The organism is Pseudomonas sp. ACN5 (genome assembly GCF_002303975.1).
Lineage (GTDB): Bacteria > Pseudomonadota > Gammaproteobacteria > Pseudomonadales > Pseudomonadaceae > Aquipseudomonas > Aquipseudomonas laurylsulfatiphila.
The window spans coordinates 154,152-180,892 of record NZ_MRCP01000004.1 but is presented as its reverse complement, the minus strand read 5'-3'; the positions used below and the strand labels follow the sequence as shown (position 1 = coordinate 180,892).

Sequence of the window (26,741 nt, the reverse complement as noted above, 5' to 3'; positions counted from 1 at the left end):
GCCGGGGCGCCTGCCAGTCGTCACTCGACGTGAGATGCCATCCATGAAAGCGCTTCGGCGAATCTGGGAACACTTCGAGGAAGGCTTTATCGTCTTCCTTCTGGCCGCCATGACCTTGATCACGTTCGTTTACGTGATCCTCAACAATTTCTACAGCCTTTTCTACTGGCTTGCCGATCGTTGGCCAGGTGCAAGCGTCCCGCTGTTCGCCATTGGCGACGAAATCATGGGGATGGCTCAGGCGATGACCTGGAGCACAGCCCTGACCAAGGCCCTGTTTGGCTGGCTGATTTTTTTCGGGCTGGCCTATGGCGTGCGCACGGCCGGGCATATCGGTGTTGACGCACTCGTCAGGCTGACCAGCCGATCGGTGCAAAAGTACATAGGCATTATGGCCTGCCTGTGCTGCTTGGCCTATGCAGGGCTGCTCAGCGTAGCCAGCTTCGAATGGATTCAGACCCTGATGAATGCAGGCATCGGCGCCGAGGACCTTGGCCATTTTGGCATCATGCAATGGCACATCGGATTGATCGTCCCTTTGGGTTTTGCCTTGGTCTTCATCCGCTTCGCTGAAATTCTCCTGCGCATCCTGCAGAACCGCCAGACGGGCTTAGGCCTGGCCGACGAAGCCGCTGACGCGTTGAAACTCGCCGAGCACGAGGATGACAAGTCATGACCATTGCTTTCTTGTTCGTGGCCCTGTTCGTCCTGATGTTCATCGGCGTTCCCATCGCCATTTCCCTCGGTCTGGCCGGTTCCTTGACCATCATGTTCTTCAGTCCCGATTCGGTGCGCTCGCTGGCGATCAAGCTGTTCGAGACCTCGGAGCATTACACGCTGCTGGCCATTCCGTTTTTCCTGCTCGCCGGCGCCTTCATGACCACCGGTGGTGTTGCCCGTCGCTTGATTGACTTTGCCAATGCCTGTGTCGGGCATATTCGCGGAGGCCTGGCCATCGCCGCGGTGTTGGCCTGCATGCTGTTCGCCGCCCTCTCCGGCTCCAGTCCGGCGACTGTGGCCGCAGTAGGTTCAATCGCCATTGCCGGCATGGTCCGCTCCGGTTATCCGCAAGCCTTTGGCGCGGGGATCATCTGCAATGCCGGGACCCTGGGCATCCTGATTCCCCCTTCGATCGTGATGGTGGTCTATGCCGCCGCCACTGAAACCTCCGTCGGCAAGCTGTTCATGGCCGGCGTGGTGCCAGGTCTGTTGCTGGGAACAGCGCTGATGGTGGCGATCTATATTGTCGCCGTTAAAAAAAACCTGCCCGCCTTGCCGCGCGCGACATTTCGGGAGTTGATGGGTACCGCACGCCAAGCCATGTGGGGCCTGTTGCTGATGCTCATCATCCTGGGCGGTATCTATTCTGGGATGTTCACCCCGACTGAGGCGGCGGCCGTGGCAGCGGTTTACTCGGCCTTCATTGCCTTGTTCGTCTACAAGGACTTGACCTTTCGTGAAACGCCCAAAGTCCTGCTGGACTCTGCCAAGCTGAGCATCATGCTGATGTTTATCATCGCCAACGCCATGCTCTTCGCCCACGTCCTGACCACCGAACAGCTCCCGCAGCAGATCACTGCCTGGGTCATCGAGGCTGGCCTGACGCCCGTCATGTTTCTGCTGGTGGTGAACATCGTGCTATTGATTGCCGGCGCCTTTATGGAACCGTCGGCCATCATCCTGATCCTGGCGCCGATCCTCTTCCCCATCGCCATGAAACTGGGCATCGACCCGATTCACCTTGGCATCATCATGGTGGTCAATCTTGAGATCGGTCTGATCACGCCGCCGGTGGGCCTGAACCTGTTCGTCACCTCGGCGGTGACCGGTATGACATTGCCCGCAACCATAAGGGCCGCGATGCCCTGGCTGATGATCCTGCTGCTGTTCCTGGTGCTGATTACCTATGTGCCCTGGATTTCGCTGGTGCTGCCTGAGTGGCTGGGCATGAGCTGACTTTCTGCCTCAGCCCCACATTTCACGAACGCATTTTTTGCCATGAGCTAAACAATTTTCCAGAAAACAAAAAGCCCGCACTTGGCGGGCTTTTTGTCGAAGGGGAACCAAATCCTTTGGTCCTTGTCCAGTTTGCCTAGCAATAACCACGGTATCAAGGCAAACCATCCGGTCGACTGCAGAACCCGACAATCTGGGCAAAACAATATCTTTGGTTAAGGCAAACGGTACATCGACACAGATGCTTTGCGAAGCCTGGTTGCTTCGGTCTAGTAGACGCCCTACTAGTGACTCAAAAAAAGTAGATCAATACCTCCAAAAGACTGGCGTTACGATCACCTGGGTAATTGCACAGACTTGCCCACCTATTTGCATTCGACTTGACCAGTCGTTTGCATTCCCATTGACCACTTGTTTGTATTCGAGCTGACCAGCGATAGATGACGTATCACCTCAACCAAAAAAATATGGTGATCTCTACCGCGCCGCATTGTGTGCCTAAAAAATAATGAGCCCGATCGCTTGCCGAAGGGCACCCAAGTCAGTCAGAGCAAGGAGGTAGTAGGCGATCCATCAGTGTTAAAAATCTCGCTTCCCCACTCTCATCGCTGAAACTCCGAAGTATGTAGAAACCCATCTTTATGTTCGACCGGAATCCGCTCATCAGGTCAGAGTTACAGCTCGTAAAAAGAACCGCAGCTTCCGGGAACGAATGGGAGTGGTTGTGCAGAACCACGATACCTTGCCAGCCCTAATGCCAGAATCATGTTGCCGAATTGGAGCAGGCGCTTTCGAGCCCCATCGTTGTGCTACTTGGGCAGGCGAAGAAAAATCAGTAGTGAACGGTCAACTGCATGCGTCTTGATTTACCTCAATAAATCAAAACCGTATTTATCGTCAGACAGTCTTTAGTCCAGTTCTTAGCGTTGATACAAAGGTCTCCAGTGAAAGATTTTTCTCAGCATCTTGCTTATGCCTGCCGATGAAAATCCACTCATCTTCTGCCCAAAAAATCCGAATTGTTTTGGGTGATTTGCAGTCGAATACAACTTGATAAATTTTCGTTTCTCGCTGTTGTACGACGACGCATTGCTCAAGGCAAACCAACAGTCGTTGCCCAGGCTCCAGGGTCGGAGCATTAAGCGGGAGGCACTTCTCAATTTCTGTTTTCCGCATGATGATTGTGGTCCTTAAAATTCAGAAATCGTACGCGTTGAATTAAAAAGCAAGGAGGATCCGTGTCTGTGAGGTACTCATCTGATGCCTTTGCGCATGACGCCAATAATGTGTTCTTCAAGGTGGCAATCATCACGATCCAGTAAGCCATTTCGGAGCCTGCGCAGACAATAGGCCTAGAATTGATAGCTCGCTACTTATTATCAGTACCCCTTGGTCGTCTCTATCTGGCCGGCAAATCCTGTTATCGCCGGAAACCGACCGCATGCTCGCACGCCTTCAAAGCCACGGCATTGGGTGGACCTACTCGGACCCACGTGGCTCAGGTACTTCGACAGTCCTGCGCATGACTAGCCTCCAAGGGGTCATATGTGCATAATATTATCATCCAGTGATAATTGAAAGGCAATCACCCGCCCTTGTTTCAGGCACGGGCGAGGTCTTTTGATCGATTGCCGGGAGGCAAATTCATGCATGAGAACAGCAATACTGTGAGCGCTTGGAGACCCGTATGAAACGTGAGGACGTAAAAACCAAACACGCTGAAGGCATTCAGTTTGATACCCATTTGATTGCCAACCCGGCCAATACCCAGGAGTGGATTGTCTTTTTTAAAAAGGATGCAGGAAGAAGCTTCTTCTTGGTCAATGACAACGAAGAAATCGAACCCTTTCGGTACCTTGATGATTTGATTCATGAGCTGCGAGAAATCGGTATCAAGGTTGCTGAAATTCATTTTTGAATTTTTTTCCTTGGAGTGTCGTCATGTCAGTCAGAATCGAGTATCTGTCTAGTCAGAGTGAAGAACTATGGTCCGTGTGTATTGGAACCAGGCGCATTCAATTCCGCGATGAGCAGGGTGCAAAAGATTACGCAGCAAAGCTAAAAGAGCGTATTGAAGCTCCGCACTCATACCCTCGTGCATTGCCGTCCGCCTACACGCGCGGTTGCAACAAGTAATAATACTTAATGACTTTCTATTAGCGCTAAAGTTACGATAACAAAATATTGTTTTTCTTCCGTAGAGTACTGTGGAACTTGGTAATTCCAATTAGTTTTCATGTTGCGTTCCAGCAATTGCACAGCGTTCGGCGAATGAGCACCCGCCCAACCAGTCTCTGGTGTTCATAATGAGGGTAAAAGGTAACACTATGAAGCCTGCACTAATTTCTATGTCACGAACTGCGGGAAAGTTGGCTGCGGAGGTTCTGAGCATGATTGCGCCTCATGTCAGACCCGGGGTTTCGACCAATAAGCTTGATAAGCTCTGCCATGACTATATTGTCAATGTGCAGAAGGCCACTCCAGCCAATATCGGTTATCACGGCTTCCCCAAAACCTTGTGCACCTCCATCAATCATGTCGTATGCCATGGAATCCCGTCAGATAAAGAACTCTCGGATGGCGATATCCTCAATATTGATGTTGCGGTGCTCAAGGATGGTTGGTTCGGTGATACAAGCCGCATGTATTTTGTCGGCGAGCCAAGCACAGAGGCTCGTCGGCTGGTGGACACGACCTATGAGGCGATGTGTGCCGGCATTCATGCAGTAGGCCCTGGTGCCCCGCTCGGTGATGTCGGTCACGCCATTCAAACCGTGGCGCACCGTGAAGGGTATAGCGTAGTACGTGACTACTGTGGACATGGCATTGGCATGGTTTACCACGATGAGCCACAGGTCCGTCATTATGGCAACCCCGGTGAAGGCGTGAGACTGAAACCGGGCATGATCTTCACAATCGAGCCAATGCTCAATGCTGGAAAGCACGGTGTAAGAACGCTGGGGGATGGCTGGACCGTGATCACCAAGGATCTTTCGCTCTCGGCCCAGTGGAAGCATATGGTCTTGGTCACCCGCGATGGCTTTGAGGTGTTGACTGCGTGGCCGGATCAGCCCTTGGAGTGTATGAAGATTTAATCCAGCAGACTGTCCTACTGGTAGGTTGGAGCACAGGTAGAAAATCGCCAGCTCGTACTGAGCTGGCGACGCGGGTGGAGCGTGTGTTTCATTACTCCACTATCTAGTCACGCAGGTAGGCAACCAAGGCGTCAGCGAAGGACTCCGTTGTACCGGTTCCTCCCATATCGGGTGTCACTTGATCACAGGAGCTTTTCAGCACAACGCGGATAGCTGTACGAATGCGTGTCCCTTTGTCCACCATGCCCAGGTAATCAAGCATGTCTGCGGCAGCCAACAACAATGCACATGGGTTCGCGATGTTCTTGCCGGCGATGTCCGGTGCCGAGCCGTGGACCGCTTCGAAGATGGCCGCATCGGCGCCGATGTTGGAGCCAGGCGCCAAGCCCAATCCACCCACCAGGCCTGCACACAAGTCTGAAAGGATGTCGCCAAACAGGTTGGTGGTGACAATGACATCGAATTGATGGGGATTCATCACCAACTGCATACAAGCGTTATCGACGATCATCTCGTGGAATTCGATTTCCGGATAACTTGCGGCAACCTCTCGCGCAACCTCAAGGAACAAACCGGAGCAAGACTTGATGATATTGGCCTTGTGCACCGCGGTAACTTTTTTACGACCTTTGCTACGAGCCAGCTCGAACGCGTACCGCACGATGCGTTCGGAAGCGGTGCGTGTGACACGAATGCTTGCCAGAGCGACTTCGCCGTCCTCCGAGATACTTTGTCCTTCTGGTAGGTACGCTCCTTCGGTATTTTCGCGCACCGTGATGATGTCGATATCTTCGAAGCGCGAACGGGTCCCTGGGAAACTGATCGCTGGTCGGACATTGGCGTAGAGATCGAAATGGCGGCGAAGGTGGACATTGATCGATGAGAAACCGCGACCAATCGGCGTTGTCAGAGGGCCTTTGAGTGCGACGCCATGTTTGGCAATCGTCTCGATGGACACGGGAGGCATCAGTTGCCCATGCTGCTGCAAGGCCTCCAAACCGGCCTCAACGAAGTCGTACTGAAGATTGCAGTCAAGGGCATCGAGTACGCGTAGTGTCGCTTGCATGATTTCGGGGCCGATTCCGTCACCCTTGATAATTGCGATGGTTCTCATGGTCTCTTCCTTAACAGCGCGTTGTCAGCCTGCTGTATTGATTGGGTCATTGAGACTGGTGTCACGAGTCTGCTGATTGGCATTGACTGTCTGACGGCGTTCACCGCGGCAGTGTGCTGTGTTTCATCCTCCGCGCCGTGACTGCACGGGTCATCGCGGATCAATTGACGAGCGACCTGAGTGGGTGTCAGATCTCGCACCGCACAAAACTACTCAAGGGTGTGGCTGTTACGGGACGAGCTACCGGATCAAGCGTGCTGTCATTTGCTCCGTCGAAGATGCGAATGACATTAACATAGAATGTTAATCATATGTGGTGGCAAGGAACGTTTTTCATCTTGATGACGGTAAGGTGTTCGAACGTCTGCGCTACATGTTGAGGTAGCTTTTAGGCAGGAATAAAAGCGGACGAGTTGCGGCTCGGATCATTCTTGAAGTCGTACTACCAAGCCAAAATCGGCGGACTCGCGAATGACCAAAAGCGCCCATGATCATCAGACCGATATCGTGTTCGGTCTGATAGGACTGTAAGGCGAGCTCCACTCTTCCGCCACGGATAGCGGTCCGCACATCACACCCGGCTGATTGCAGAATGGCTTCTGCCGCATCCAGTCGCTCCAGATTCTTCGACGTCTTGGCGGCGATCATGACTAGGTGCACGGGCAGTTTTGTGAGAGCGGGACTCGCCGCCAGCATTTCCACCCCCATGTGCGTCTCCTCGCTCCCGTCATAAGCTAGCATCAGGCTTCGGGGCGGGTTGAAGGAGGAAGGGGTAACCAGGATCGGCTTGTGCAGGGCATGGATGATGGTTTCGAGCTGGTTGAGTCGGGGACAGATTGAGCTGTGTCTTCCCATGACTATCCAGCGCATGTCAGTTTCCATCTCGAGTAACCGACTCAATAGTTCTCCGTCGTTTTGACGAAGTTCTGGCTGCTTTACGCCATCGGCGATTGCTCTTTCTCGAGCGTTTTGCAGCATGATCAAGCCTTGCTTCAACGCCAGATCATGGCGTTTTTCGTCCATCGACAGAGCTTCCAGCACGTGCGCCAGGCTTGCGGGCCGTATCTCTTCGCCCGCGGGGCGGTCCACAACATTCAGGAGGGTTAATGGCAATACAAAGTTGAGACTGGCCCAGGCGGCGTAATCGCAAACCGCCGGAGAAGTATCTGCGCTGTCGATACAGGCCAATATGTGGGTCATCTATACCCTCTTCTCGGCGATCTTGAAGAATCGACCAAGATTGCACAGGCTATAACCGAAGGTGCCTGGTTCGAGCGAGAGAATCGCTATTAGCGTGCCTACGAATGGGTTTACCCGCTGTGCACCAAGTCCGCTGCGACGTAGTTAAATTCCAGTATAGCAACGCCTAGAATGCCCTCTGCCGGCACACTCATCAAAAGTCATTGGCTCACTTTCGCATGACACGGCGGACAAGCAGCCTGACATCGTCAAAGGCCGGCACGATCGCCAGCGTCACCAGAACCAGCGCGAGCGGTACCGTAGAGATGTAACCAATGTTCTTGAACCCAAATGCCCCCACTACGCCGCCGAAGAAGAAATTCAGCGCGAGTAGTATCAGTATTTTGAGCCGGGTCCGATTGGCGAGTACTTTTGGATGTGTCGATGTGCTGACGGCATTCCAATAAAACAGTTTTCCAAACTCAATGCCGATATCCGTGATGATGCCGGTGATGTGCGTCGTTCGGATTTCGGCTTTGGAAATTTTGGTGATCACTGCATTTTGTAGACCCATGATGAAACACAGCAGCATCACGGTGACGGACACGAATAGACCATCCACGGTGGATAGCCGAGCGCCCAGAAAACCAAAGCAGATGAGCAAAAAGGCTTCGAACAAGAGTGGCACTGCAAACTCGCTGTGCAGCCGTCTGCGGCGGGAGAAATTGACCATGACCGCCGAGCATGCTGCCCCAACCAGAAAGGACAACAAGGCGCCGGTACCACTGAGCACCAGGTCGTAGGCCCCCAGCACAGTGTTGTCGGCCATCGAAGAAACGATGCCCGTCATGTGTGAGGTGTACTGATGCACCGCCAGGAAACCACCAGCATTGATTGCTCCCGCGACGAAGGCCAGGGCAAATCCAAGGTGTCGGTTTGCATCTGTGGTGCGTCTTCGCCCGGCGAGGCTCCTAACGTATTTAATCGGCATTTATTCACCCCAGTCCCAAGCGTATGAGGAGCAACAAAGCCAACCGATTATGCACATCTGATATCACCAGGTCCTCGCGATTTAGGCTGGTCTGCTCGTTGAGAGTTAAAGCCGCTGACTGTCGTTTTTTCTGATCGGTGATCAGGATTGCCTGGGATGGCAACTCTGTGTGGTGATTACCTGCTGGGGGAGCAGACGGGGATCCCGAAAGCTTCACCCCGCGATCTGCCAAGAGCGGATGATCTTGCAAATGGCGGGCTGTCGATATTCAGGACGTGCTGCGGCTGGATGATCCCCGAGTGCGACAGCTGCCAACCTTGTAAAAGGTCGTGCAGCTGCGGCACATCAGCATGATTGACGTCAGCTTAGAGCGGGTAGTGCGTCGGGTAATGCAGCTTCGCAACGCCGGTGTCGATAGCGGCCTTGGCCACTGCGCCGGCTATTGCTCCGAGCAGGCGAGCATCGAGTGCTTTGGGAAGAATGTAATCGCGCCCAAACTCAAGCTTATCGACGTTGAACGCTTGCAGTACTTCCACAGGGGTTGGCTCTTTGGCCAATTGGCGCAGTGCTTCCACCGCCGCAATTTTCATCGCTTCGTTGATCCGGGTTGCCCGAACATCCAAGGTCCCGCGGAAGATGAACGGAAAGCCCAGAACGTTGTTAACCTGGTTCGGGTAGTCAGAACGACCGGTCGCCATGATCAGGTCATCACGTGTGGCCATGGCCAGCTCGTAGCTGATTTCAGGATCGGGGTTTGAGCAGGCAAACACGATCGGATTGGGAGCCATCGCTGCCAGCGCTTCAGCCGGAAGAAGGTTGGCTCCGGACAGACCAACAAACACGTCAGCACCGTTCATGGCTTCCATCAACGTACGCGGGCCACCGTCGTTTACGAATTGTGCTTTGTATTGGTTGAGATCTTCTCGTGCGGAGTGGATGACACCGGTGCGATCGACCATGTAAAGATTGCTTTTTTGAGCGCCGAGACTGAGCAGCAGGCGCATGCAGGCAGTGGCTGCAGCGCCCGCGCCAAGGCAAACAATTCTCGCGCTCTCCAGGGTTTTGCCCTGAATCTCCAGTGCGTTGAGCATACCGGCGGCAGTGACGATAGCAGTACCGTGTTGGTCGTCATGGAAGACTGGGATGCTGCACTGTTCGATCAGTGCTTCTTCGATTTCAAAGCACTCAGGGGCTTTGATGTCTTCCAGGTTGATACCACCAAAGGTGTCGGCAATGCGCACGACTGTATCGATAAAGGCCTGGGAACTCTCAGCATTGACTTCGATATCGATCGAGTCGATGCAGGCAAAACGTTTGAACAGCAACGCTTTACCTTCCATTACCGGCTTACTGGCCAAGGGGCCTAGATTGCCGAGGCCCAGAATGGCAGTGCCGTTGGTGATCACGGCCACCAGATTCCCTTTTCCAGTAAAGCGATAGGCGTTCTCCGGATCCTTCGCGATTTCGCGAACGGGCTCGGCTACGCCTGGGCTGTACGCCAGTGCGAGTTGGGCGGCTGTGTCGGCGGGCTTGGTCAGCTCAATGCTGATTTTCCCTGGGGTTGGGAATTCATGGTAATCCAGTGCAGCCTTCTTGAAGTCGGTAGTCATGCGAGCCCCTAATTAGACGTTGATTACAATGCCATGTTAACACTATTATAATGCAAGGCAACGAGATCCTGACCCACAGACCAGGGTCAAATTGCCGGCTTGAACGCTGCTGATGAAGGGGTTTGTCAGCCAGCGGACCAACTCTATTGGCCTTAAGACTTCAGGGCGGGCCTGTATCTGTTGGTCAATAGAGATCCTCCTATGCTTGAACCCGTCTTAGGCCACCTCGTGTGGCCATTTTTTTGCGCGCTCGAATGTCCCAAGCGGTGTCACGCCCTAAGCGCGGCACATTAGGATTCAGAGTTTTCTCATGACCTCTTGGATCTGATCCGCGTATTTCGACAATTGCGTGAGCTCATGACCCAGTTGCATAGGGCTTCTGCGTGGGTCATTCGCCCGTGAATCAATACCAGCGCAGCATTTACAGCCATTATTCGCGTTCCTCAGTAGATCCTGGAACGTACCTGTTGAAATCAATAAGGTCCTGCACTGTTTGAATGGCAATACCCGTACGACTCGACAGGTAAGCAGGCAGAAACCGGCCAGGAGCTGGCCCCTCACATCAATGCCGTGGTCTGCCCCCGATTGTTCCAGTCGAACACCCTGATTCAAGGGGAGGACGGGTATGCTTATCGCTTCACTTGGGGCTTGCTTTATGAGCCACGGCGAAAAGGAAGAACAGAGGATGTCTGACTGTGCGTACTGTGACCTAACGATGGATTTCGTTCCCGATGACGCGAGGCATCGATTCGAGGTTCAGTGCGAGCATTGCCAAATAATCAACGTAGTGACTTGGGAGGTTTGGGCGCAGGGGTCGCTGGTACACGGCGATCAAGCACAATTGAAACTCAATAAATGAGGATTGGTCAGCCGATGGCTTGAGCGGGTTTTCGACCACCGCCGGCCTTTGGGTAATACGGCTCAATCAACGCCAGTAAACCGCTACAGGGCACTATCTGATCCATCTCGGCGAGGAACCGTTCGCGGCGTGTCTGCTTGCGCTTGCTGGCATATTCAAAGTCGGAAAGCTCATCTGGCTCATGGGCAGCTCGGATCAGGTGGTGAGGGTATACTTCAGCACATTCGGAGATGTGGCTCGTAGAATCCCTAGAGTTTCAGCGACCAGAATTCCAGATCGAATTTCTTCCCATAAGCCTTTTGCCCAGGCATCACCTCAGTCATTCGAAAGTTGAGGCGCTCATAAAGCGCCCTTGCGTCGACAAGGCAGCTATAGGTTTCTAGCTGCACCTGCTTAAACGAGTGCTGGCGAGCATGATCAAGAGCGAGTGTCATCATCGCAGAACCAACACCTTTACCCCTAAACTGCGGCAGGACTAGCACGAAGTTAAGAAATGCCACGCTGTCAGCTCTCTCCGATATCGCTATCGACGCTACGCGTTTCTCCCCTACCAATCCAACCCAGATGCGATTGAATGGACTTGGTAATTCAAGAAAGTTGCGCATCTTTTCGGCGACGCCATCCTGAAAGTGCCTGTCAAAACCGAACTCGGTGGCATAGACGTCACCATTCGCAGCAATAATCCACTCGTGATCGTCCTGTTGTGCTACTCGAACTGTCAATTCTGTAGCCATCACTCGAAACCTCGGCTTTGTCTATGCTGGTTTTATCTATTTTACACTGCATGCCATATGGCCGTGCGATACATAATAAAAGGTGTCACGGTCAATTCGAATGAAAATAACTGGTCAAGTCGAATACAAACAGGTGGTCAAATCGAGGCAATTACACAGCGTAGAGACTGTGGCTTATGATGAGTGTTCCTGACGTTTAGGTTTCTCGTTGGTAAGGCCGATCAGTGCTGCTTCGTAGTAAATGATTGATCTCTGCGTGATGGACGCAGGTGGAATGTAGAGCTCTGGATGGGCCTGAACGAGTGGCTCGAGAACGCAAAATCAAGACGCCGAATAGCGCAGACAAAACAGAAGCCATCAGCACTCCGTTTTTTACGTCAGTCATCGCTAGGGAAGTCGTTGAATCGGTCTGGGCGCCGATCAATAGTCTCGCTGTAAGACCAATGCCGCCAAGTACCGCAACCCCGTAAAGCTGCAACCAGTTGCTTCTCTCGGGGAGCTTGGCGAGCCCAAGCGCAACTACAAGACCAGCTACAGCGAAGATACCCAGTTGCTTCCCGATCAGCAGCCCCGTCGCGACACCCAGCGTGACCGGGGCTGTGAAATTTTGCAGTGACATGCCACTGAGGGACAGGCCGGCGTTGGCAAAACCGAAAATCGGCAATATCAAAAATGTCACATAAGGGCTGAGCTTTTCTTCAACGGTTCGCAACAGAGAACTGGATCTTTTATCTGGGTTACCTAGCGGTAAGAACAACGCCAATACGAGTCCGGTGAGTGTCGGGCTCAAGCCGGATAACCCGATAGCAATCCACAAAAACACCCCCGTCAGTATGTACGGGCGCAGGCGTGTTATCCCTTTGCTGTTCAGCGCTACAAGCAGGCTTAACAGCAGCAATGAGGCAAGCAGCATCGGAACAAAAAAGTGCTGAGTGTGAAAAATGGCAACGATCATGACCCCGCCAAGATCATCCAGAATCGCGACAGCGGTTAGGAATACTTTCAGCGAAGCTGGAACCCTGTCGCCGAGTAACGATAGGACGGCCAGCGCAAATGCAAGGTCCGTGGCTGTGGGAATAGCCATCAAGAATGGTGTTTCGTTTTGGGAGTGATTAAAACCCCAGAGAATAAGCGCCGGCAGGACCATGCCACCCAGCGCCGCACGGCCAGGTAATGCGCGCTTCTCCCACGTGGCCAGATGCCCCAACCAGCCATTCTCGCTTGAATTGCAGCCCGATGACCAAGAAGAACAACGTCATCAGGCCGTCATTGACCCAGTGGGCTAACGACAGGCCCAGATAGACGCGATGTAGCAACTCAAAATAGCTGGGAGCGAAAGGAGAGTTGGCTAAGACAAATGCGATGAGAGAGGTGCCCAGCAATGCCACACCGCCGGCTGCTTCATTGGAGAGCCCTGGAGGGATGGCGGCACCGGATACGCCTTTTAATTTTGCCACCTTGGGCCTCCAACCTCGAGCGTGATAAAAACTTGATCAGCCAGCGTCAATGAATGGCCAACAGCTGGGTGTGTTCTGAGCTGACTTGGAGTAACCGTCTGGCCAACTCACCTCTCAGCACACAGGCCAGCTCAGACAAGAACGGGTGGAAAACAAAGCCTTGCCCGCAGGTATACCCATTGAATAAGCCTGTATCTGACGTAGCTCATGCGGAGCTTGGCAGAGGGTCGCAATCGACGATGGCTTCATTGTATATTTCTTCTCCGCATACCCCTTGAGCTACAGGAACATCAGCATGACTGTACTCCAAACGATCTACTGGCAGCCTACGCCGCCTTAGCGCTACGCCCCCTCGCAACAACCTGCTTCCGCTAGCCTCGCTCGCGGGTGTGCACTGCTGTACGCCTGGTTTTACACCTTAAGCACACAGCAAAAAATCCTCAAAATTTGAATTTGTATCGATTCGCTCGCCATTCCCTTGGCGTGCGCGATGCTTTGCCTTGGATATTTTCTATGCTGCAAAAACTTAGACAAACGTGGTTTTCCAACGTCCGTGGCGACGTGCTCGCGGGGCTGGTGGTCGCACTCGCGCTGATCCCGGAAGCCATCGCCTTTTCCATCATCGCCGGGGTAGATCCCAAAGTCGGTCTCTACGCCTCCTTCTGTATCTGTGCTGTCATCGCCTTTGTCGGCGGGCGCCCCGGAATGATCTCAGCGGCAACAGGCGCCATGGCACTGCTGATGGTTACACTGGTAAAAGAGCATGGACTCCAGTACCTGCTGGCCGCGACTCTACTATGTGGCGTACTTCAAATCCTTGCCGGCTACCTGAAGCTTGGCTCGTTGATGCACTTTGTTTCACGCTCGGTAGTCACCGGCTTCGTAAACGCATTGGCGATTCTGATTTTTATGGCGCAATTGCCTGAGCTGACCAATGTCACCTGGCATGTCTATGCCATGACCGCTGCGGGCCTGGGAATCATCTACCTGTTTCCGTATGTACCGAAAATCGGCAAGCTGATTCCCTCTCCATTGGTGTGCATTCTGACGCTGACTGCCATCGCCATTTACCTCGGTTTGGATATCCGCACCGTCGGTGACATGGGCCAACTGCCTGATACGCTCCCGATCTTCCTCTGGCCTGAAGTTCCGCTGAATTTTGAAACCCTGCGCATCATTTTCCCGTACTCGGCTGCGTTGGCAGTAGTGGGTCTACTCGAATCAATGATGACCGCGACCATCGTCGACGACCTTACCGATACCACCAGCAACAAAAACCGCGAGTGCAAAGGCCAGGGTGTGGCCAACATCGCTGCCGGCATGCTTGGCGGCATGGCAGGTTGCGCCATGATCGGCCAGTCGATCATCAACGTGAAATCTGGTGGCCGCACCCGTCTCTCGACATTGTGTGCCGGCGTTTTCCTGCTGCTGATGGTGGTATTTCTTGGCGAATGGCTCTCCAAAATCCCTATGGCGGCACTCGTGGCTGTGATGATCATGGTGTCCATCGGCACCTTTAGCTGGGATTCCTTGCGCAATCTGAAAGAGCATCCGCTGTCGACCAACCTCGTCATGGTGGCGACCGTCGTGGTCGTCGTGGCCACTCACAACCTAGCCTACGGCGTACTGGTAGGTGTGCTGCTGGCTTCGCTGTTCTTTGCCAATAAGGTTGGGCACTACCTGGATATCAAGAGCACTCTGGAAGAGACGGAATCGCATCGGACTTACCACGTCGTGGGCCAGGTGTTCTTTAGCTCTGCGGACAAGTTCACTGAAGTTTTTGACTTCAAGGAAGCTCTCAACAAAGTCACCATCGATCTCACACAGGCGCATTTCTGGGATATCACCGCCGTCGCAGCGCTGGATAAGGTCGTGATCAAGTTCCGCCGTGAAGGCGCTGAGGTTGAAGTGCTCGGTCTCAATGAAGCCAGCGCAACAATCGTTGACCGCTTCGGCGTGCATGACAAACCCGGTGCCATCGACAAGCTCATGAGCCACTAAGGAGAACGACAATGACCCACGTAATGGCATGCATTGATAACTCACAATCCTCATTGGCGGTCTGCGATTACGCAGCATGGGCCTCGCAACGACTCAGCGCTCCCCTGACCTTGCTTCATGTGCTGGATAAGGAAAAATATCCTGCATCCGCTGACCTCAGCGGCAATATCGGTCTCGGTAGCAGAGAACATCTACTGGAAGAGTTGGCCACGCTGGATGCGCAGCGTGCAAAACTGGCCTTGGAGCATGGGCAGCACATGCTTGAAAAAGCTCGCGAGCGAACAGTCATCTCTGGCGTCATGTCACCTGATCTGAAGCAGCGCCATGGCCATCTCGTCGAGAGCCTGAGCGATCTCCAAGACGATATTCGATTACTGGTGATTGGAAGAGTCGGTGAGGACAGCACGCGCAGTGCCCAAAGTCTTGGCAGCCAGATTGAAGCGGTAGTCCGAACTATCCACCGCCCCATCCTGATTACAACCAGCCATTTCAGGAAACCTGAAACGGTCATGGTGGCATTTGACGGCAGCGCTACAGGCCACAAGACCGTACAGATGCTTGCTTCAAGCCCGCTGTGCGAAGGCCTGCCAATTCATATCGTCATGGTTGGTACGGACTCTGAAGAAAACCAGAACGAGCTGGAGAAAGCACGAACCACACTTGCCTCTTCTGGCCCGCTAGTGCATGCCGAGATCCGCCCAGGCGAAGTAGAGTCGGTACTTCATGCGTATCAGGCAGAGCACGGCATTGACCTCTTGGTCATGGGGGCGTACGGGCACTCACGCATCAGGCAGTTTCTGGTAGGCAGCACGACCACGACGATGCTGCGAACATCCACTTTACCCGTATTGCTGCTTCGCTGAGCCAGTTCCACTGGCCACAGTATTTCCAGAACTGCGGAAATGCCGTGGCCACCCTGGACGATGACTAACTGATCTTGCCGTAACGAGACCACATGCAACTCATAACTGAAATTGTTCACCCCGAGCTGAAATCCAAGCAGGGCAGAGTATTCCGTCGACATGCAGCACGCGGCATCGTGATGCGGGGTGAACAGATCCTGTTGTTGTTCACCGAGCGCTATAACGACTTCAGCTTTCCTGGAGGTGGCCTTGATGGTGACGAGGACATTGTCACAGGCCTGAAGCGTGAGCTTGAGGAAGAGACGGGTGCTCGTGAAATACAGGTGCTCCAGCACTACGGTTACATCGAGGAGTACCGGCCCTACTGGAAGCCACAGTACGATCTGATGCACATGACCTCGCATTTTTATCAATGCGAAGTAGCGCCCCAGCTAGAGGCCGTGAGAATGGAAAGCCACGAAATCGCTAATGGTATGCGGCCTGTCTGGATCAACCTGCATGAAGCCATCACGCACAATGAAGCCGTCATGCAGCGTCACGAGTCTTCGATGGGGCAATCAATTCTGCGCGAAACCTACATGCTGAGAAAAGTCGCTTCCGAATTGTTGATGCCAATCAGCCTTTGAGCTGACTATTTGGCGAAGTCCACTTAGCCTGTCTCAGGCAAGCATCCAATGCTGCGGGAGTAATTGCGTGATTTCGCTCGCCCGCTGTGTCGGCAGCCGCATCAGCACATCCTTGAGATAGGCATACGGATCGTGCCCATTCATACGCGCCGACTGGATCAGGCTCATGATTGCCGCCGCCCTTTTTCCACTGCGCAGCGACCCGGCAAATAACCAGTTCGAGCGCCCAAGCGCCCACGGCCGGATCAAATTCTCGATCTGGTTATTGTCGATGGGCACAGCACCATCTTCCAGGTAGCGCGTCAGCGCTACCCAGCGTTTAAGGCTGTAATCCAGGGCCTTGGCCGTGGCCGAACCCTTGGGCACAAGTTCGCGTTGGGCCAACATCCACTCATGCAGTTTTTCAGCGATGGGCACCGCTGTTTCCTGACGTAATCGCCAGCGGTCTTCGTCGATCATTTCCTTGGCGTGTCGCTCGACTTCATACAACCCGCCAATCGAGTGAAGCGCCTGCTCCGCCAACTGGCTTTTATTGGCTGCATGCAGGTCGAAGAATTTGCGGCGTGCATGGGCCATGCAGCCGATTTCGCTGATGCCCAGCTCGAAGCTGGCCTTGTAGCCGCCATTATGTGTTGCAACACATAATGGCGGTTATGTTGCGGCCTGAGTTATGTGATCCCGGCCGGGCCGATCAGCTTATTCGGTAGTAGCGGTAAGTGATCGACGTAACATAATTTTCAGCGTCTTAGCGGCCTTCGTTGCCATGGGGTATCAGTTTTTTTCAAAAATCGCTTTGCTGCTCAATTCCCGCTGACGCACGCCCCAAGCGAAATCGCTGGTTTGCTGAACGTGAGAGAGGCCAACAGCACTGCGCTGAGCAATCGGGGTGTTGTCACAAGCCTGCCTGCGCGTAATGTGTCGCTCATATTTATGTGTTGGTTTCTACGCCGAAAACCCCATTCAGGGGCGTCGCCTTTGCCACCACAACATAACTCAGACCGCAACATAACCGGCGTTATGTGTTGCAACACATAATGGCGGCTACAAGGCCAGTTTCGAACTCGGTGTGACCGAGATCGGCTGCATGGCCCATGCCCGGCGCAAGTTCTTCGAATTGCACGCCACCAACAAGAGCATGCTCGCCGAGCAGGCCCTGCGCTACATCCAGTTGCTTTACGAAATCGAGAGCGAAGTCCGCGATCTGGAGCCGGATTTACGGCGCCGAATACGGCAAGAAAAAGCCGTCCCGGTGATGAAGACACTACACGCCTGGATGATCGCCCAGCGCGACCTCGTGCCTGAAGGTTCGGCTATTTGCAGAGCACTGGATTACAGCTTGAAACGCTGGGCAGCACTGTCGCGCTACCTCGATGACGGGGCCGTACCTATTGATAATAATTGGGCGGAGAACCAGATCCGGCCGTGGGCGCTTGGACGCAAGAACTGGCTCTTCGCAGGATCGCTACGCAGCGGCAAACGAGCGGCGGCGATCATGAGTTTGATCCAGTCGGCACGACTCAATGGGCATGATCCGTACGCGTATCTGAAGGATGTTCTCACGCGCCTGCCGACGCAGCGGGCGAGTGAGATCGATCAGTTGCTGCCGCATAATTGGCAGCCGGTCTAATCACGCAAGGCGTGATGCCCGGACGCATACGACGCTGGCAATCGATGCGCCGGGCTGGGCGTACTCTTGGACAACTTGGGCCTTGAAGGATTTTGAATAGGAACGGCGTTGTGACTGCATGGAAAGACCCGCTTAAAAGGCTAGAAATGGTGTCCACTTAAATTAGGTGGACACCGTCGCCTTTGGCGTCGGGGTCAGGAAGGTGAGTTGGCCGGACGGTTACGACTTGGATGCCTTTTATCAAGAGGTTTAGCGTTCTGCTCCTCGTTCGTCAGACTTCAAGGCTATCCAATGGAGGAAAAATCCAGTTTAGTGTTGATCAGTGGTCCGGGTTGGGAGAGGCATGGTGAATTCGCGGAAAGGTATGCGGTGCTTCGATCCTTTCTTTCAGCGTCGCCGCATAGTCCTTGGCCCCTTGCTGGTTACGAAAGTGAATGCGGCGGCTACCGAAACAGACAGACCAAAGCTCCTCGTCTTGACCGGATAGATGATCAATCGTTACTGACATGATCAAACTTCCTGAGTGCAACGATTAGAAATGAACTTCAGCAGACTTGATGCCCAGCTCGCGAAGCTCATGGATCACATCATCGACGCGTCCAAAGGACTCAATCTCCTCATTGTCATTGACCAGAAAATAGCTTCTTCCTGCATCCTTTTTGAAAAGAATGATCCACTCGTGCGTGTTGGCCGGGTTGGCTATCACATGCGTATCGAAATGCATGCCTTCACCGTGTTTGGTTTTGACGTCTTCGCGTTTCATGCGGGCCTCCGGACATAGGGATTAGCTCTCTGAGCACCGAATCTACAGCGTCGTTGGTGTCGTACCGAGGCTAGGTCAATTGCTTTACTATTATCACTAAGTGTAAATAGTATGCACACGCCACGAGAGCGAGGCTAGTCATGATTGCGATACGAGAAGCTTGGAAAGCGGGCTTGTTAGGGCGCGAGCATTGGCTTCGAAATATCGTCTCAGGGGTCATCGTCGGCGTCGTGGCGCTGCCCTTGGCCATGGCATTTGCCATCGCCTCAGGCGTCAAACCGGAACAAGGGGTCTACACGGCTATTGTGGGCGGCCTGTTGGTTTCGCTGTTCGGCGGAAGCCGGCTTCAGATTGCCGGCCCCACCGGGGCATTCATCGTCATTTTGGCCAGCGTGACAGCCAAGTACGGTGTGGATGGCTTGCAGATCGCGACAATGATGGCCGGGGCCATTTTATTACTGCTTGGTATCACCAAGCTTGGCGCACTCATTAAGTTCATTCCTGACCCCGTGATCGTGGGATTCACCGCTGGCATCGGGGTGATCATTTGGGTCGGGCAATGGAAAGACTTTTTGGGCCTGCCGAAAATCAGTGGTGAGCATTTCCACGAGCGTCTATGGCACCTCATCCAGGCGCTGCCCAGCCTTCATGTGCCTACGACCCTTTTAGCGGTCTTGAGCCTGACTTTGGTGATACTCGCCCCGAAGCTACCAGGCGTAAGGCGTGTTCCTGGTCCTCTGATTGCGATGGTTGTTGTGACGGCGCTGCATTCCTATTTTCAATTCGATGGCGTGGCCACAATCGGGAGTGCCTTTGGGGGCATTCCCCAAGGACTGCCCAAAATTGGCCTTCCTGAAATAACACTACCTCAGGTCATTGAGTTGATTGGCCCGGCGTTTGCGATCGCGATGCTGGGGGCGATTGAATCGCTGCTATCGGCTGTTGTCGCCGACGGGATGGCCGGCACCAAACATGACTCCAATCAGGAGTTAGTCGGACAAGGCATTGCTAACCTGGTCACTCCTCTGTTTGGTGGCTTTGCTGCGACAGGCGCGATCGCTCGTACAGCGACCAATATCCGCAATGGTGGCAACAGTCCCATCGCAGGTTTTGCACACGCCGTCACTTTGATCTTACTGATCTTCTTCTTGGCGCCTTTGGCTTCTGACATCCCACTGTGTGCGTTGGCTGCAATCTTATTCGTGGTTGCGTACAACATGAGCGAATTGAAGCACTTCAAACGCATGGTCAAACGGGCCCCCAAAGCCGACGTTGCCATTCTGTTAATTACCTTTAGCTTGACCGTTTTCAGTGATCTGGCGATTGCGGTGAACATTGGGGTCATTCTCGCCATGCTGCAATTTATGCGTCGGATGGCGTCTTCTGTGGAGATTCAGCTAATGGTTGAAAAAGAGTTGGAGGTAGAGTTGCGTATGAATGGGCATGTACATCTTCCCCCCGGTATTTTGGTTTACACCATTGAGGGGCCTCTCTTCTTTGGCGCAGCAGAAACCTTTGAGCGCGTTTTGGCTCAAACACACACCGATCCTGGGACTTTGATTATTCGACTAAAGCGAGTGCCGTTCATGGATATCACGGGCTTACAAACGCTGCTCGAAGTCATTGAGCAGCTGCGCAAGCGCAGTATCGTCGTGAAGTTGTGTGAAGCCAACGAGAAAGTCCTCGGCAAGCTCGACAGGGCAGGGATTCTTCAGGCGCTCGGCTCAGAGCATTATCATGCCGACTTCAGTGGCGCACTGGGCAGTTATGTCGAGATCGACAAGACCCAAGGCTGAGATGGGGTGCAGTAGGCTAAGAAGGAGCGATGAGCAGGCATTCGTCGTGCCCGCCCATGCGCAGACGAATCACTTACCATTGGCTGCAATTCTGCTTTTGGTCGAGTAGGACACGCCATGCGTCTCCAGGTAGTCCCGAATAAGCTGACGAACGACCTGAGAAGGCGTCAGATCCTGAGACGCACAAAGCTCCTCAAGTGCTTTTTTCTTGACGGGATCAATGAGCACAGTTAATCGTGCAGTCTTATTTTCCATGGAATTACCGGTACCCTAAAACGTTCGATGATAATCAAATTATAATAGGCAGAGGGTTATTTGTCACCGGTTAGGTTCGTTACAGCTAGCTAGATTGACCGTGATCAAAAAGTGGCGACGGTACGTCAACCAGAAACGGGTAAAAGAAGGGATAGATAGACGGGTAATGGGCAGGAAAACTGATCCTGGCCTCTCCCGAATCAATCGCCGCCCTGGCCACTGCGCCGGCAACCACCGAGTGCAAGCGCCCATCCAAAGGCTTGGGAACAATGTAATCCTTTCCCAGCACCAGCCTGTCGACGTTGTAGGTTCGCAGTACGTCTAACGGCACCGGTTGCAAAGCGAGCAGGTGCAAAGCACGGATCGCAGCAATCTTCATGGCTTCATTTATACATCGCGCTCTAACGTCCAAGGCTCCTCGGAAGACGAAGGGCGAAGCCAAGCAGTTGGCTAACTCATTTGGATGATCGAAGCTGTCGGTGGCGAGAATTAAATCCGTCCGAATTTCACGAGCCTGCCAAGGCAAAATCGCTTGAAAGGGGCCCGCGTAGGCAAACACGATGGGGTTGCTTGCCATCGACAGAATGGCCTCCGGTGTTAACCAGTCTGGATCGGCAATACCAATAAAAACGTCAGATCCCTTCATGGCCGCGGGCGAGTGCTGTGTGAGTCCGTTCTGAACAGTTTGCCCCAACTGCGCGATCGTGCGTACACAGCCGGTTGTTACGACAATGCGAGATTTGTGGGCTCCCAAGTTCAGTAGCAATCTCACACACTCGACCGCCGCACGCCCGTGCAGGCCGCAGACGATTCTGACGTCTTTAAGTTTTTTGCCCTGAACTTTTAATGCCGTCAGCAGGCTGGCCACCACAACGATTGCCATTCCGTGTGGTTCATCTGAGAACACCGGGATGTCGCACCGAGCGATCAGCGCTTGTTCGATCTCCCGGCTCTGAGACTCAGCCATGCCATCCAGATGTACGCCACCGAAGGTGTCGGCAATGCGAACGACCGTATCAATGAATGCTGCCGATTCGCTGGTGTTGACCTGGATATCTACCGCGTTGATCTTGGCCAGGCGTCTAAACAGGAGCGCCTTTCCCTCCATCACCGGCTTGCTGGCAAGAGACCCCAGGTTGCCTAGATGCAGAATTGACGAGCCGTCGGAAATGATTGCGACGAGATTGCCTTTACCCGTAAAGCGGTAAGCGTCATCCGGATTTTTCGCGATTGCCAAGCAAGGCTGTGCCCCCCCTGGGCTATACGCCATTGCCAGATCGCCGACCGTTTCGACCCGCACGCTTGATTCGACGGTGGTTTTTCCAAGAGCAAAATCCTCATGACGATACGCCGCTGTGTTTTTTGGTCCTGTCTTCATCCCACGCCTCGATTGTACATTTATTATAATACTATGATAATGTAATTAGACCCTGATGTGTGCCTTTGAAGGAGCCTCATTTCAAGGGCTTTTCCCATTTGCAGTACAGGCTGGTTACGTAGATGAAGGCTTACCACGCTGGTTGGGTGATCTATTACTGTGAGTTGTTAGGCGTTGCAGCCTTCGCAGTGACAGGCACCCTAATGGCAGGGCGAAAATCGTTGGACTGGTTTGGCGTAATCACCATCAGTTTAGTCACCGCTTTAGGCGGCGGTGCCTTGCGTGACGTACTGATGGCTCATTATCCGATCGAGTGGGTTTCCAATGAGAATGGCTTTTTGGTAGGGGTTAGTGCTTCGCTGGGAACCATGATTTGGGCGAAGACCTTGAAAACCTTCAACGAGAGGGTGTTGTTGGTAGCCGATGCATTTGGATTGGCTGTATTTACGGTCACAGGAACAGATATGGCTCTTCAGCAAAACCTCCCTCCCAGCATCGCAGTGATCATGGGTGTAGCTACCGCAGTCGCTGGGGGTGTGATGCGTGATGTGTTGTGTAACGAAATACCGTTGGTGTTTAGACGTGAGGTTTATGCATCCATCAGTATTTTGGGTGCCGTCGCCTACATCACGCTGCTGGATTTGCAGATTTCACTTGAAGTAGCGTCTGCAATTGCCATTGCGTTCGTTTTTGTCAGCCGTATTGCCGCCATTCGTTGGAAATGGATGCTACCAAGGTTCCATGTAGTCGATTGATCTTGTTGGTTGGCCGACAAAGCTACGCCTTATAAGAAAACACCAGTGATGCTAGTCATCTCTGCCCCCCCATCCTTGAGGCTGCTCCTGCAGCCTTTTTTTTCCCCTCGCCATTAGATGATTGCGCGTCAAGGGAAGGGCTAAAAAGCTACCTGCACGTTTACTCGATATTATCTGGTAGGCCCCCAGGTCACCAGCTTCGAACTCGAGTGCGCACGCCGTCATATACAGACGCCATGTGCGGTAGGTGACCTTGCTGACTAATCCCAACACCTGATCCTTGTTCGCCTCGAGCCGCTCAACCCAACGCTTGAGCGTCAGTGCGTAATGGTGGCGTAGCGCTTCGACGTCGGCGATTTCGAATAGACAATGCTCCATCGCCTGCTGGATATGGCTGACGGTATCGAGCTGGCCTTCGGGGAAAATGTAGTGATCGATGAACAGGGTGGACAAAGTTTCTTTCCACCCATGCACATCGTGAGTAATCCCCTGATTGAGGAAAAGACCGCCGGGTTTCAAGAGTCGATACACGGCCGTGAAATACCGTGGCAGATTCTCCAGGCCGACATGCTCAAACATGCCGAGGCTGGTCACCTTGTCGTAAATTTCTTCGCCCGGGTGAGTGTGGTAGTCAGCGACCTCGACGGTGACCAGATCCTGTAGGCCCGCTTCGCAAATTTTTTCTCGTGTAATGTCCATCTGTTGCTGGTTGGTGGTTATGCCATGGGCGCGTACACCAAAATTACGTGCGGCATAAATGATCAGTGCTCCCCAACCACAACCGATATCAAGCAGATGATCGCGGCGCTTGAGCATTAGTTTGCGGCAGATCAGGTGCAGCTTTTGCTGCTGCGCTTGTTCCAGTTCGTCGTCGATGCGCTTGAAGTAGGCGCAGGAATAGACCATCGACTCATCCAGCCATAACCTGTAGAAAGCGCTCGGCAAAGTGTGGTGAAAGGCGATGGTCTCTAGATTGGCGGTTCGGGACCGTATGCTAACTCGACGTGAAGGGAGCCTCGGGTGATGGTGACGAGCTGGCTTACTGCTAAGGATCACCAGTTTTAAGCGCAGCGCCGCGGTAATCGCTTCAAGTCGATCGAGACCGCGAATGCTCAGGTTCCCCAGGTGATCTTTCAGTGCCAAGGCGCTGAACAGATCGCCGTCGATATCGATGTCTTCACGAAGATAGGCATCAATCCAGCGCAGAGGGGCTCGCCCGATTGCCAAGTTCAGTACTGCTTGTGGGCTACGAAATATCAGGGTGAATGGGGGAAGCGCTTGTTCCGCGGCTTTACCGAGTCGCATGCTTGTACCGTTCCACAACCGTACGCTGATGCCGCCGCGATAGGCACGAAAAAGCAGCTCGAGCAGGTCAGAAGCGGCCATTGCTGCTTGATCACTCTGTCCCTCGTTGTGAGTCACGATGAGATCCTTTTTGCGCGTAATGACGAGGCACACCGCCAGTATTGATCGTACGGCGTGACTGCATTCTTTCGCGTGCACGGTGTTGATGCGCGACCGATGACTGACGTCAGATTTGACCTAGATGACTATAGGAGAAGAAAAATGAGAAGGTCAAAAGCGAGCGCAAAATTTCCTCATCAATGGGATGACCGTTGTACTTCTTTTGAATCACGGCTCGAGGATGGATCAACTGCTTCAAACTACTGACAAGTAGAGCGGCCGCAACCTGAAAACGGAAAATTTTGAGACCGCCTGCCGTTGAGCCTGAACATCCACCGACGAAGGTCAAATAGAAAAACAGCAAGACAGCAAAGCTGCCCCAAAGAGTGTAATCACCAACCGCAACTCCTGTGGTCGTGACGACCGAGGTCACATTGACCGCCACGATACGAAACGCATCCCACCATCCGTAATCGCTGTGAAAACACAACCACGTACCCACTGCCAACCAAGTAAGGATCAAGAAGCCAACAAATCCTCGTACCTGGTGATCCTTGAGTTGCGCCCGGCGGTGACCGCGTAATGTCGCGACATACAACGTAAAGGGTAGGCTACCCAGAATCATGATAATCACCGCCACCCAGTGAATCGCGGGTTGCGTCCAATGCCCAAGTGAGGCGTCCGAAGTCGAGAATCCCCCAGTAGAGATCAAGGACATTGCATGATTGACTGCTTCAAATGGCGTCATGCCGGCGATCCAGAGCGCCAGAGCTCCGACTCCAGTGAGTCCCAGATAAAGCAAAAGGATGTACTTGGCTGCAATATGGGAGCGCGGCGTCACTTTCTCCGACCAGTCTGAGGACTCTGTCTGGAACAGACGCATGCCGCCTACTCGCAACAGTGGAAGGATCGCCACAGCCATGCCGATAAAACCGATGCCTCCCAACCAATGCAGCATGGAGCGCCACATCAACAATCCTGGTGAAGCAGTATCCAAACCGCTCAGGACAGTTGAGCCAGTGGTTGTTATACCGGACATGGTTTCAAAGAAGGCGTCGGTGTAACTGATGTGGCTGATAAGCACCATTGGCAACGCAGCGAAGGTGCACACAACGACCCAACTGCCAGTCGTCAGCAGGTACATGTCCCTCGGACGAAGCTGAGTAGTTTCTGGACGCCCCCGCACGATCAACAAGAGACCGCAGATGAAGGTAATCAAACTCGACCAAAGAAAGGCCGATAGGTCGTCGCTGCGCTCATAGGCCACCAGTGTGATCATGGGGATGACCATGCTAACGGCCAGCGTAATCAGAAAAACACCTAAGATGAAGCCGATGAGCCGCATTGCTGCGAGGGACATAAAATTAATCTGCCAAATTAGCGCCGCGCAGTATCGAATGCTTAACCTCAACAACCCGTAAATTTTGCGTAAAAAATTTACGGGCAGCTAGCCGGATTCAATCGGTCGATGAAACAGATCGGCTAAGTCTCGCGGCAAGCGCTCGCAGGTGGTGTGGTTCTTCGGGGACTCTCCAGTACCACTAATGATTTAATCACGTGTTGACCCAACTATCAGATCGGCTTGGTGAAGGCGATGACCGCCGCCAAAGAATCGGTTAGTCGCCAGTTGCTTTAAGAATTACCAATTGTCCTCCTAACGCACAAAGTCTATGGCTTGGTGCCACACTGACCCATAGGGATAGCGGCTCCTCGTGCCGAGCCAGTCCTATCTTGGAGCTATCACTTCATGATCAATATCGATGATTTCCGCTTAAAGTCTCACCATCTTTTGCTGGAACTGGACGCTGCTACGAATCACATGATGATGCTGGTATCAGCACGGAAAATCACTGGCGATCCGTGGAGTGAAGCTGCCGAACGACAGAAACAGGCATACGAGGCATGGGCTGCCTTTCTTTCTGAATCAGAAACGAACCCTATGCCTTGTCTGGATGATCGAGCCGCAGATAGCTACGGGCCATTGGAGGACTGAAAATTTCAGCTAGTGTTGAACGTAGCGAATTTTCCCCTGATCGTCAGGAGACCCTATGAGTCGGCAAGAAGAGTTTCTAGCTAAAGCTTTGGAAATACATCATGAGTATCAAAGGGCGACAGCGGTCATCAATGACATGATGAAAAAAAATATGGCTGTAGGCCCTGATTGGGATGCCGCTGTTGCGAGACAGATTGCAGCTCTGGATGAGTGGATGGAGCTGCCCGGTGGATACGGCGACCTTAAGGGTGATGACTAACCTCAATTAGGTTCTCGCGTATTCTG

24 protein-coding genes and 3 pseudogenes are annotated in these 26,741 nt (G+C 53.3%); 12 read left to right on the top strand and 15 right to left on the bottom strand.

Going from position 1 to position 26,741, the window contains the following annotated elements; genetic code table 11:
- Nucleotides 1-43 precede the first annotated feature (43 nt).
- The 4 genes from BSF40_RS09465 (at nucleotide 44) to map (ending at nucleotide 5,051) form a co-directional block, all read left to right on the top strand.
- On the top strand, nucleotides 44-676 hold the full coding sequence (locus BSF40_RS09465; RefSeq protein WP_095964920.1) for a TRAP transporter small permease: 633 nt from the start codon (nucleotides 44-46) through the stop codon (nucleotides 674-676).
- On the top strand, nucleotides 673-1,956 hold the full coding sequence (gene dctM / locus BSF40_RS09460; protein ID WP_095964919.1) for a C4-dicarboxylate TRAP transporter large permease protein DctM: 1,284 nt from the start codon (nucleotides 673-675) through the stop codon (nucleotides 1,954-1,956). The genes BSF40_RS09465 and dctM overlap by 4 nt, the downstream gene beginning before the upstream one ends.
- Nucleotides 1,957-3,643: 1,687 nt before the next feature.
- Complete coding sequence (locus BSF40_RS09455; RefSeq protein ID WP_046031598.1) at nucleotides 3,644-3,874, top strand: hypothetical protein; 231 nt, start codon at nucleotides 3,644-3,646, stop codon at nucleotides 3,872-3,874.
- Between the two features lie 388 nt (nucleotides 3,875-4,262).
- Nucleotides 4,263-5,051, top strand: coding sequence for a type I methionyl aminopeptidase (map, locus tag BSF40_RS09450; protein WP_095964918.1), 789 nt, complete (start codon nucleotides 4,263-4,265; stop codon nucleotides 5,049-5,051).
- Nucleotides 5,052-5,154: 103 nt separating this feature from the next.
- On the opposite strand, the gene BSF40_RS09445 is transcribed toward map, so the two are convergent.
- The 7 genes from BSF40_RS09445 to BSF40_RS33490 form a co-directional block, all read right to left on the bottom strand.
- On the bottom strand, nucleotides 5,155-6,165 hold the full coding sequence (locus tag BSF40_RS09445) for an isocitrate dehydrogenase (RefSeq protein WP_095964917.1): 1,011 nt from the start codon (nucleotides 6,163-6,165) through the stop codon (nucleotides 5,155-5,157).
- A 369-nt stretch (nucleotides 6,166-6,534) separates the two neighbouring features.
- Nucleotides 6,535-7,365, bottom strand: a complete 831-nt coding sequence (locus BSF40_RS09440; protein ID WP_095964916.1) for a universal stress protein — start codon at nucleotides 7,363-7,365, stop codon at nucleotides 6,535-6,537.
- A 208-nt stretch (nucleotides 7,366-7,573) separates the two neighbouring features.
- Nucleotides 7,574-8,335 (bottom strand): YoaK family protein, encoded by a 762-nt coding sequence (locus BSF40_RS09435; RefSeq protein ID WP_095964915.1) that lies wholly within the window; start codon nucleotides 8,333-8,335, stop codon nucleotides 7,574-7,576.
- A 365-nt stretch (nucleotides 8,336-8,700) separates the two neighbouring features.
- Entirely contained in the window at nucleotides 8,701-9,945 is a 1,245-nt protein-coding gene (locus BSF40_RS09430; protein ID WP_095964914.1) for a malic enzyme-like NAD(P)-binding protein, read from the bottom strand.
- Between the two features lie 1,107 nt (nucleotides 9,946-11,052).
- Entirely contained in the window at nucleotides 11,053-11,538 is a 486-nt protein-coding gene (locus tag BSF40_RS09415; protein WP_218195150.1) for a GNAT family N-acetyltransferase, read from the bottom strand.
- A 196-nt stretch (nucleotides 11,539-11,734) separates the two neighbouring features.
- Nucleotides 11,735-12,685 (bottom strand): Na+/H+ antiporter NhaA, encoded by a 951-nt coding sequence (locus BSF40_RS09410; RefSeq protein ID WP_371918072.1) that lies wholly within the window; start codon nucleotides 12,683-12,685, stop codon nucleotides 11,735-11,737.
- Nucleotides 12,651-12,995, bottom strand: coding sequence for a Na+/H+ antiporter NhaA (locus tag BSF40_RS33490; protein ID WP_371918071.1), 345 nt, complete (start codon nucleotides 12,993-12,995; stop codon nucleotides 12,651-12,653). The genes BSF40_RS09410 and BSF40_RS33490 overlap by 35 nt, the downstream gene beginning before the upstream one ends.
- A gap of 513 nt (nucleotides 12,996-13,508) precedes the next feature.
- Here BSF40_RS33490 and BSF40_RS09400 point away from each other — a divergent pair.
- From BSF40_RS09400 to BSF40_RS09390, 3 genes are all read left to right on the top strand, one after another.
- Entirely contained in the window at nucleotides 13,509-14,996 is a 1,488-nt protein-coding gene (locus BSF40_RS09400; protein WP_095964912.1) for a SulP family inorganic anion transporter, read from the top strand.
- Between the two features lie 11 nt (nucleotides 14,997-15,007).
- Nucleotides 15,008-15,859, top strand: coding sequence for a universal stress protein (locus tag BSF40_RS09395; RefSeq protein ID WP_095964911.1), 852 nt, complete (start codon nucleotides 15,008-15,010; stop codon nucleotides 15,857-15,859).
- Between the two features lie 92 nt (nucleotides 15,860-15,951).
- The gene (locus tag BSF40_RS09390) at nucleotides 15,952-16,485 is read left to right on the top strand and encodes an NUDIX hydrolase (protein ID WP_095964910.1); all 534 of its coding nucleotides are present in this window, start codon (nucleotides 15,952-15,954) and stop codon (nucleotides 16,483-16,485) included.
- A 33-nt stretch (nucleotides 16,486-16,518) separates the two neighbouring features.
- Here BSF40_RS09390 and BSF40_RS09385 read toward each other — a convergent pair.
- Nucleotides 16,519-17,106, bottom strand: a pseudogene (locus tag BSF40_RS09385) (IS66 family transposase); the annotation flags it as partial.
- 418 nt (nucleotides 17,107-17,524) lie between these two features.
- Between BSF40_RS09385 and BSF40_RS09380 the strand changes: the two are divergent.
- A pseudogene (locus BSF40_RS09380) lies at nucleotides 17,525-18,112 on the top strand (IS66 family transposase); the annotation flags it as partial.
- Here BSF40_RS09380 and BSF40_RS33485 read toward each other — a convergent pair.
- The 3 genes from BSF40_RS33485 to BSF40_RS09375 all read right to left on the bottom strand — a co-directional run bounded on the left by BSF40_RS33485 (nucleotide 18,113) and on the right by BSF40_RS09375 (nucleotide 18,875).
- Complete coding sequence (locus BSF40_RS33485; RefSeq protein ID WP_141249721.1) at nucleotides 18,113-18,232, bottom strand: transposase; 120 nt, start codon at nucleotides 18,230-18,232, stop codon at nucleotides 18,113-18,115.
- A gap of 199 nt (nucleotides 18,233-18,431) precedes the next feature.
- Entirely contained in the window at nucleotides 18,432-18,620 is a 189-nt protein-coding gene (locus tag BSF40_RS31730) for a hypothetical protein (RefSeq protein ID WP_141249720.1), read from the bottom strand.
- A 24-nt stretch (nucleotides 18,621-18,644) separates the two neighbouring features.
- Nucleotides 18,645-18,875 (bottom strand): hypothetical protein, encoded by a 231-nt coding sequence (locus BSF40_RS09375; protein WP_095964909.1) that lies wholly within the window; start codon nucleotides 18,873-18,875, stop codon nucleotides 18,645-18,647.
- A 140-nt stretch (nucleotides 18,876-19,015) separates the two neighbouring features.
- Between BSF40_RS09375 and BSF40_RS09370 the strand changes: the two genes are divergently transcribed.
- Entirely contained in the window at nucleotides 19,016-20,671 is a 1,656-nt protein-coding gene (locus BSF40_RS09370; RefSeq protein WP_095964908.1) for a SulP family inorganic anion transporter, read from the top strand.
- 69 nt (nucleotides 20,672-20,740) lie between these two features.
- Here BSF40_RS09370 and BSF40_RS09365 read toward each other — a convergent pair whose 3' ends face one another.
- Both BSF40_RS09365 and BSF40_RS09360 read right to left on the bottom strand, forming a co-directional pair.
- Complete coding sequence (locus BSF40_RS09365) at nucleotides 20,741-20,926, bottom strand: ribbon-helix-helix protein, CopG family (protein WP_077185744.1); 186 nt, start codon at nucleotides 20,924-20,926, stop codon at nucleotides 20,741-20,743.
- 85 nt (nucleotides 20,927-21,011) lie between these two features.
- The gene (locus tag BSF40_RS09360) at nucleotides 21,012-22,304 is read right to left on the bottom strand and encodes a malate dehydrogenase (RefSeq protein WP_095964907.1); all 1,293 of its coding nucleotides are present in this window, start codon (nucleotides 22,302-22,304) and stop codon (nucleotides 21,012-21,014) included.
- Nucleotides 22,305-22,426: 122 nt separating this feature from the next.
- Here BSF40_RS09360 and BSF40_RS09355 point away from each other — a divergent pair, with 122 nt between their 5' ends.
- Entirely contained in the window at nucleotides 22,427-23,059 is a 633-nt protein-coding gene (locus BSF40_RS09355; RefSeq protein ID WP_095964906.1) for a trimeric intracellular cation channel family protein, read from the top strand.
- Between the two features lie 51 nt (nucleotides 23,060-23,110).
- Here BSF40_RS09355 and BSF40_RS09350 read toward each other — a convergent pair whose 3' ends face one another.
- Nucleotides 23,111-24,481 (bottom strand): class I SAM-dependent methyltransferase, encoded by a 1,371-nt coding sequence (locus BSF40_RS09350; RefSeq protein WP_218195149.1) that lies wholly within the window; start codon nucleotides 24,479-24,481, stop codon nucleotides 23,111-23,113.
- A gap of 133 nt (nucleotides 24,482-24,614) precedes the next feature.
- Nucleotides 24,615-25,823 (bottom strand): annotated as a pseudogene (locus BSF40_RS09345) (TrkH family potassium uptake protein); the annotation flags it as partial.
- Nucleotides 25,824-26,210: 387 nt separating this feature from the next.
- Here BSF40_RS09345 and BSF40_RS09340 point away from each other — a divergent pair.
- Nucleotides 26,211-26,456 carry a hypothetical protein gene (locus BSF40_RS09340; protein WP_095964905.1) on the top strand — a complete coding sequence of 82 codons (246 nt, stop codon included), beginning with the start codon at nucleotides 26,211-26,213 and terminating at the stop codon, nucleotides 26,454-26,456.
- A gap of 55 nt (nucleotides 26,457-26,511) precedes the next feature.
- Nucleotides 26,512-26,715, top strand: coding sequence for a hypothetical protein (locus tag BSF40_RS09335; RefSeq protein WP_095964904.1), 204 nt, complete (start codon nucleotides 26,512-26,514; stop codon nucleotides 26,713-26,715).
- The last annotated feature ends 26 nt before the right edge of the window (nucleotides 26,716-26,741 follow it).

Excerpts from the sequence above, each read along its gene's own strand:
- BSF40_RS09360 (WP_095964907.1), bottom strand. The coding sequence starts at position 22,304 with ATGAAGACAGGACCAAAAAACACAGCGGCGTATCGTCATGAGGATTTT.
- BSF40_RS33485 (WP_141249721.1), bottom strand. The coding sequence starts at position 18,232 with ATGCAGTCACAACGCCGTTCCTATTCAAAATCCTTCAAGGCCCAAGTT.
- map (WP_095964918.1), top strand. The coding sequence starts at position 4,263 with ATGAGGGTAAAAGGTAACACTATGAAGCCTGCACTAATTTCTATGTCA.
- BSF40_RS09430 (WP_095964914.1), bottom strand. The coding sequence starts at position 9,945 with ATGACTACCGACTTCAAGAAGGCTGCACTGGATTACCATGAATTCCCA.
- BSF40_RS31730 (WP_141249720.1), bottom strand. The coding sequence starts at position 18,620 with ATGTCAGTAACGATTGATCATCTATCCGGTCAAGACGAGGAGCTTTGG.
- BSF40_RS09335 (WP_095964904.1), top strand. The coding sequence starts at position 26,512 with ATGAGTCGGCAAGAAGAGTTTCTAGCTAAAGCTTTGGAAATACATCAT.
- BSF40_RS09370 (WP_095964908.1), top strand. The coding sequence starts at position 19,016 with ATGATTGCGATACGAGAAGCTTGGAAAGCGGGCTTGTTAGGGCGCGAG.
- BSF40_RS09410 (WP_371918072.1), bottom strand. The coding sequence starts at position 12,685 with ATGGTCCTGCCGGCGCTTATTCTCTGGGGTTTTAATCACTCCCAAAAC.
- BSF40_RS09465 (WP_095964920.1), top strand. The coding sequence starts at position 44 with ATGAAAGCGCTTCGGCGAATCTGGGAACACTTCGAGGAAGGCTTTATC.
- BSF40_RS09415 (WP_218195150.1), bottom strand. The coding sequence starts at position 11,538 with ATGGCTACAGAATTGACAGTTCGAGTAGCACAACAGGACGATCACGAG.
- BSF40_RS09395 (WP_095964911.1), top strand. The coding sequence starts at position 15,008 with ATGACCCACGTAATGGCATGCATTGATAACTCACAATCCTCATTGGCG.
- BSF40_RS09365 (WP_077185744.1), bottom strand. The coding sequence starts at position 20,926 with ATGGAAAATAAGACTGCACGATTAACTGTGCTCATTGATCCCGTCAAG.
- BSF40_RS09340 (WP_095964905.1), top strand. The coding sequence starts at position 26,211 with ATGATCAATATCGATGATTTCCGCTTAAAGTCTCACCATCTTTTGCTG.
- BSF40_RS09375 (WP_095964909.1), bottom strand. The coding sequence starts at position 18,875 with ATGAAACGCGAAGACGTCAAAACCAAACACGGTGAAGGCATGCATTTC.
- BSF40_RS09355 (WP_095964906.1), top strand. The coding sequence starts at position 22,427 with ATGAAGGCTTACCACGCTGGTTGGGTGATCTATTACTGTGAGTTGTTA.
- BSF40_RS09390 (WP_095964910.1), top strand. The coding sequence starts at position 15,952 with ATGCAACTCATAACTGAAATTGTTCACCCCGAGCTGAAATCCAAGCAG.
- BSF40_RS09435 (WP_095964915.1), bottom strand. The coding sequence starts at position 8,335 with ATGCCGATTAAATACGTTAGGAGCCTCGCCGGGCGAAGACGCACCACA.
- BSF40_RS09445 (WP_095964917.1), bottom strand. The coding sequence starts at position 6,165 with ATGAGAACCATCGCAATTATCAAGGGTGACGGAATCGGCCCCGAAATC.
- dctM (WP_095964919.1), top strand. The coding sequence starts at position 673 with ATGACCATTGCTTTCTTGTTCGTGGCCCTGTTCGTCCTGATGTTCATC.
- BSF40_RS09400 (WP_095964912.1), top strand. The coding sequence starts at position 13,509 with ATGCTGCAAAAACTTAGACAAACGTGGTTTTCCAACGTCCGTGGCGAC.
- BSF40_RS09455 (WP_046031598.1), top strand. The coding sequence starts at position 3,644 with ATGAAACGTGAGGACGTAAAAACCAAACACGCTGAAGGCATTCAGTTT.
- BSF40_RS09440 (WP_095964916.1), bottom strand. The coding sequence starts at position 7,365 with ATGACCCACATATTGGCCTGTATCGACAGCGCAGATACTTCTCCGGCG.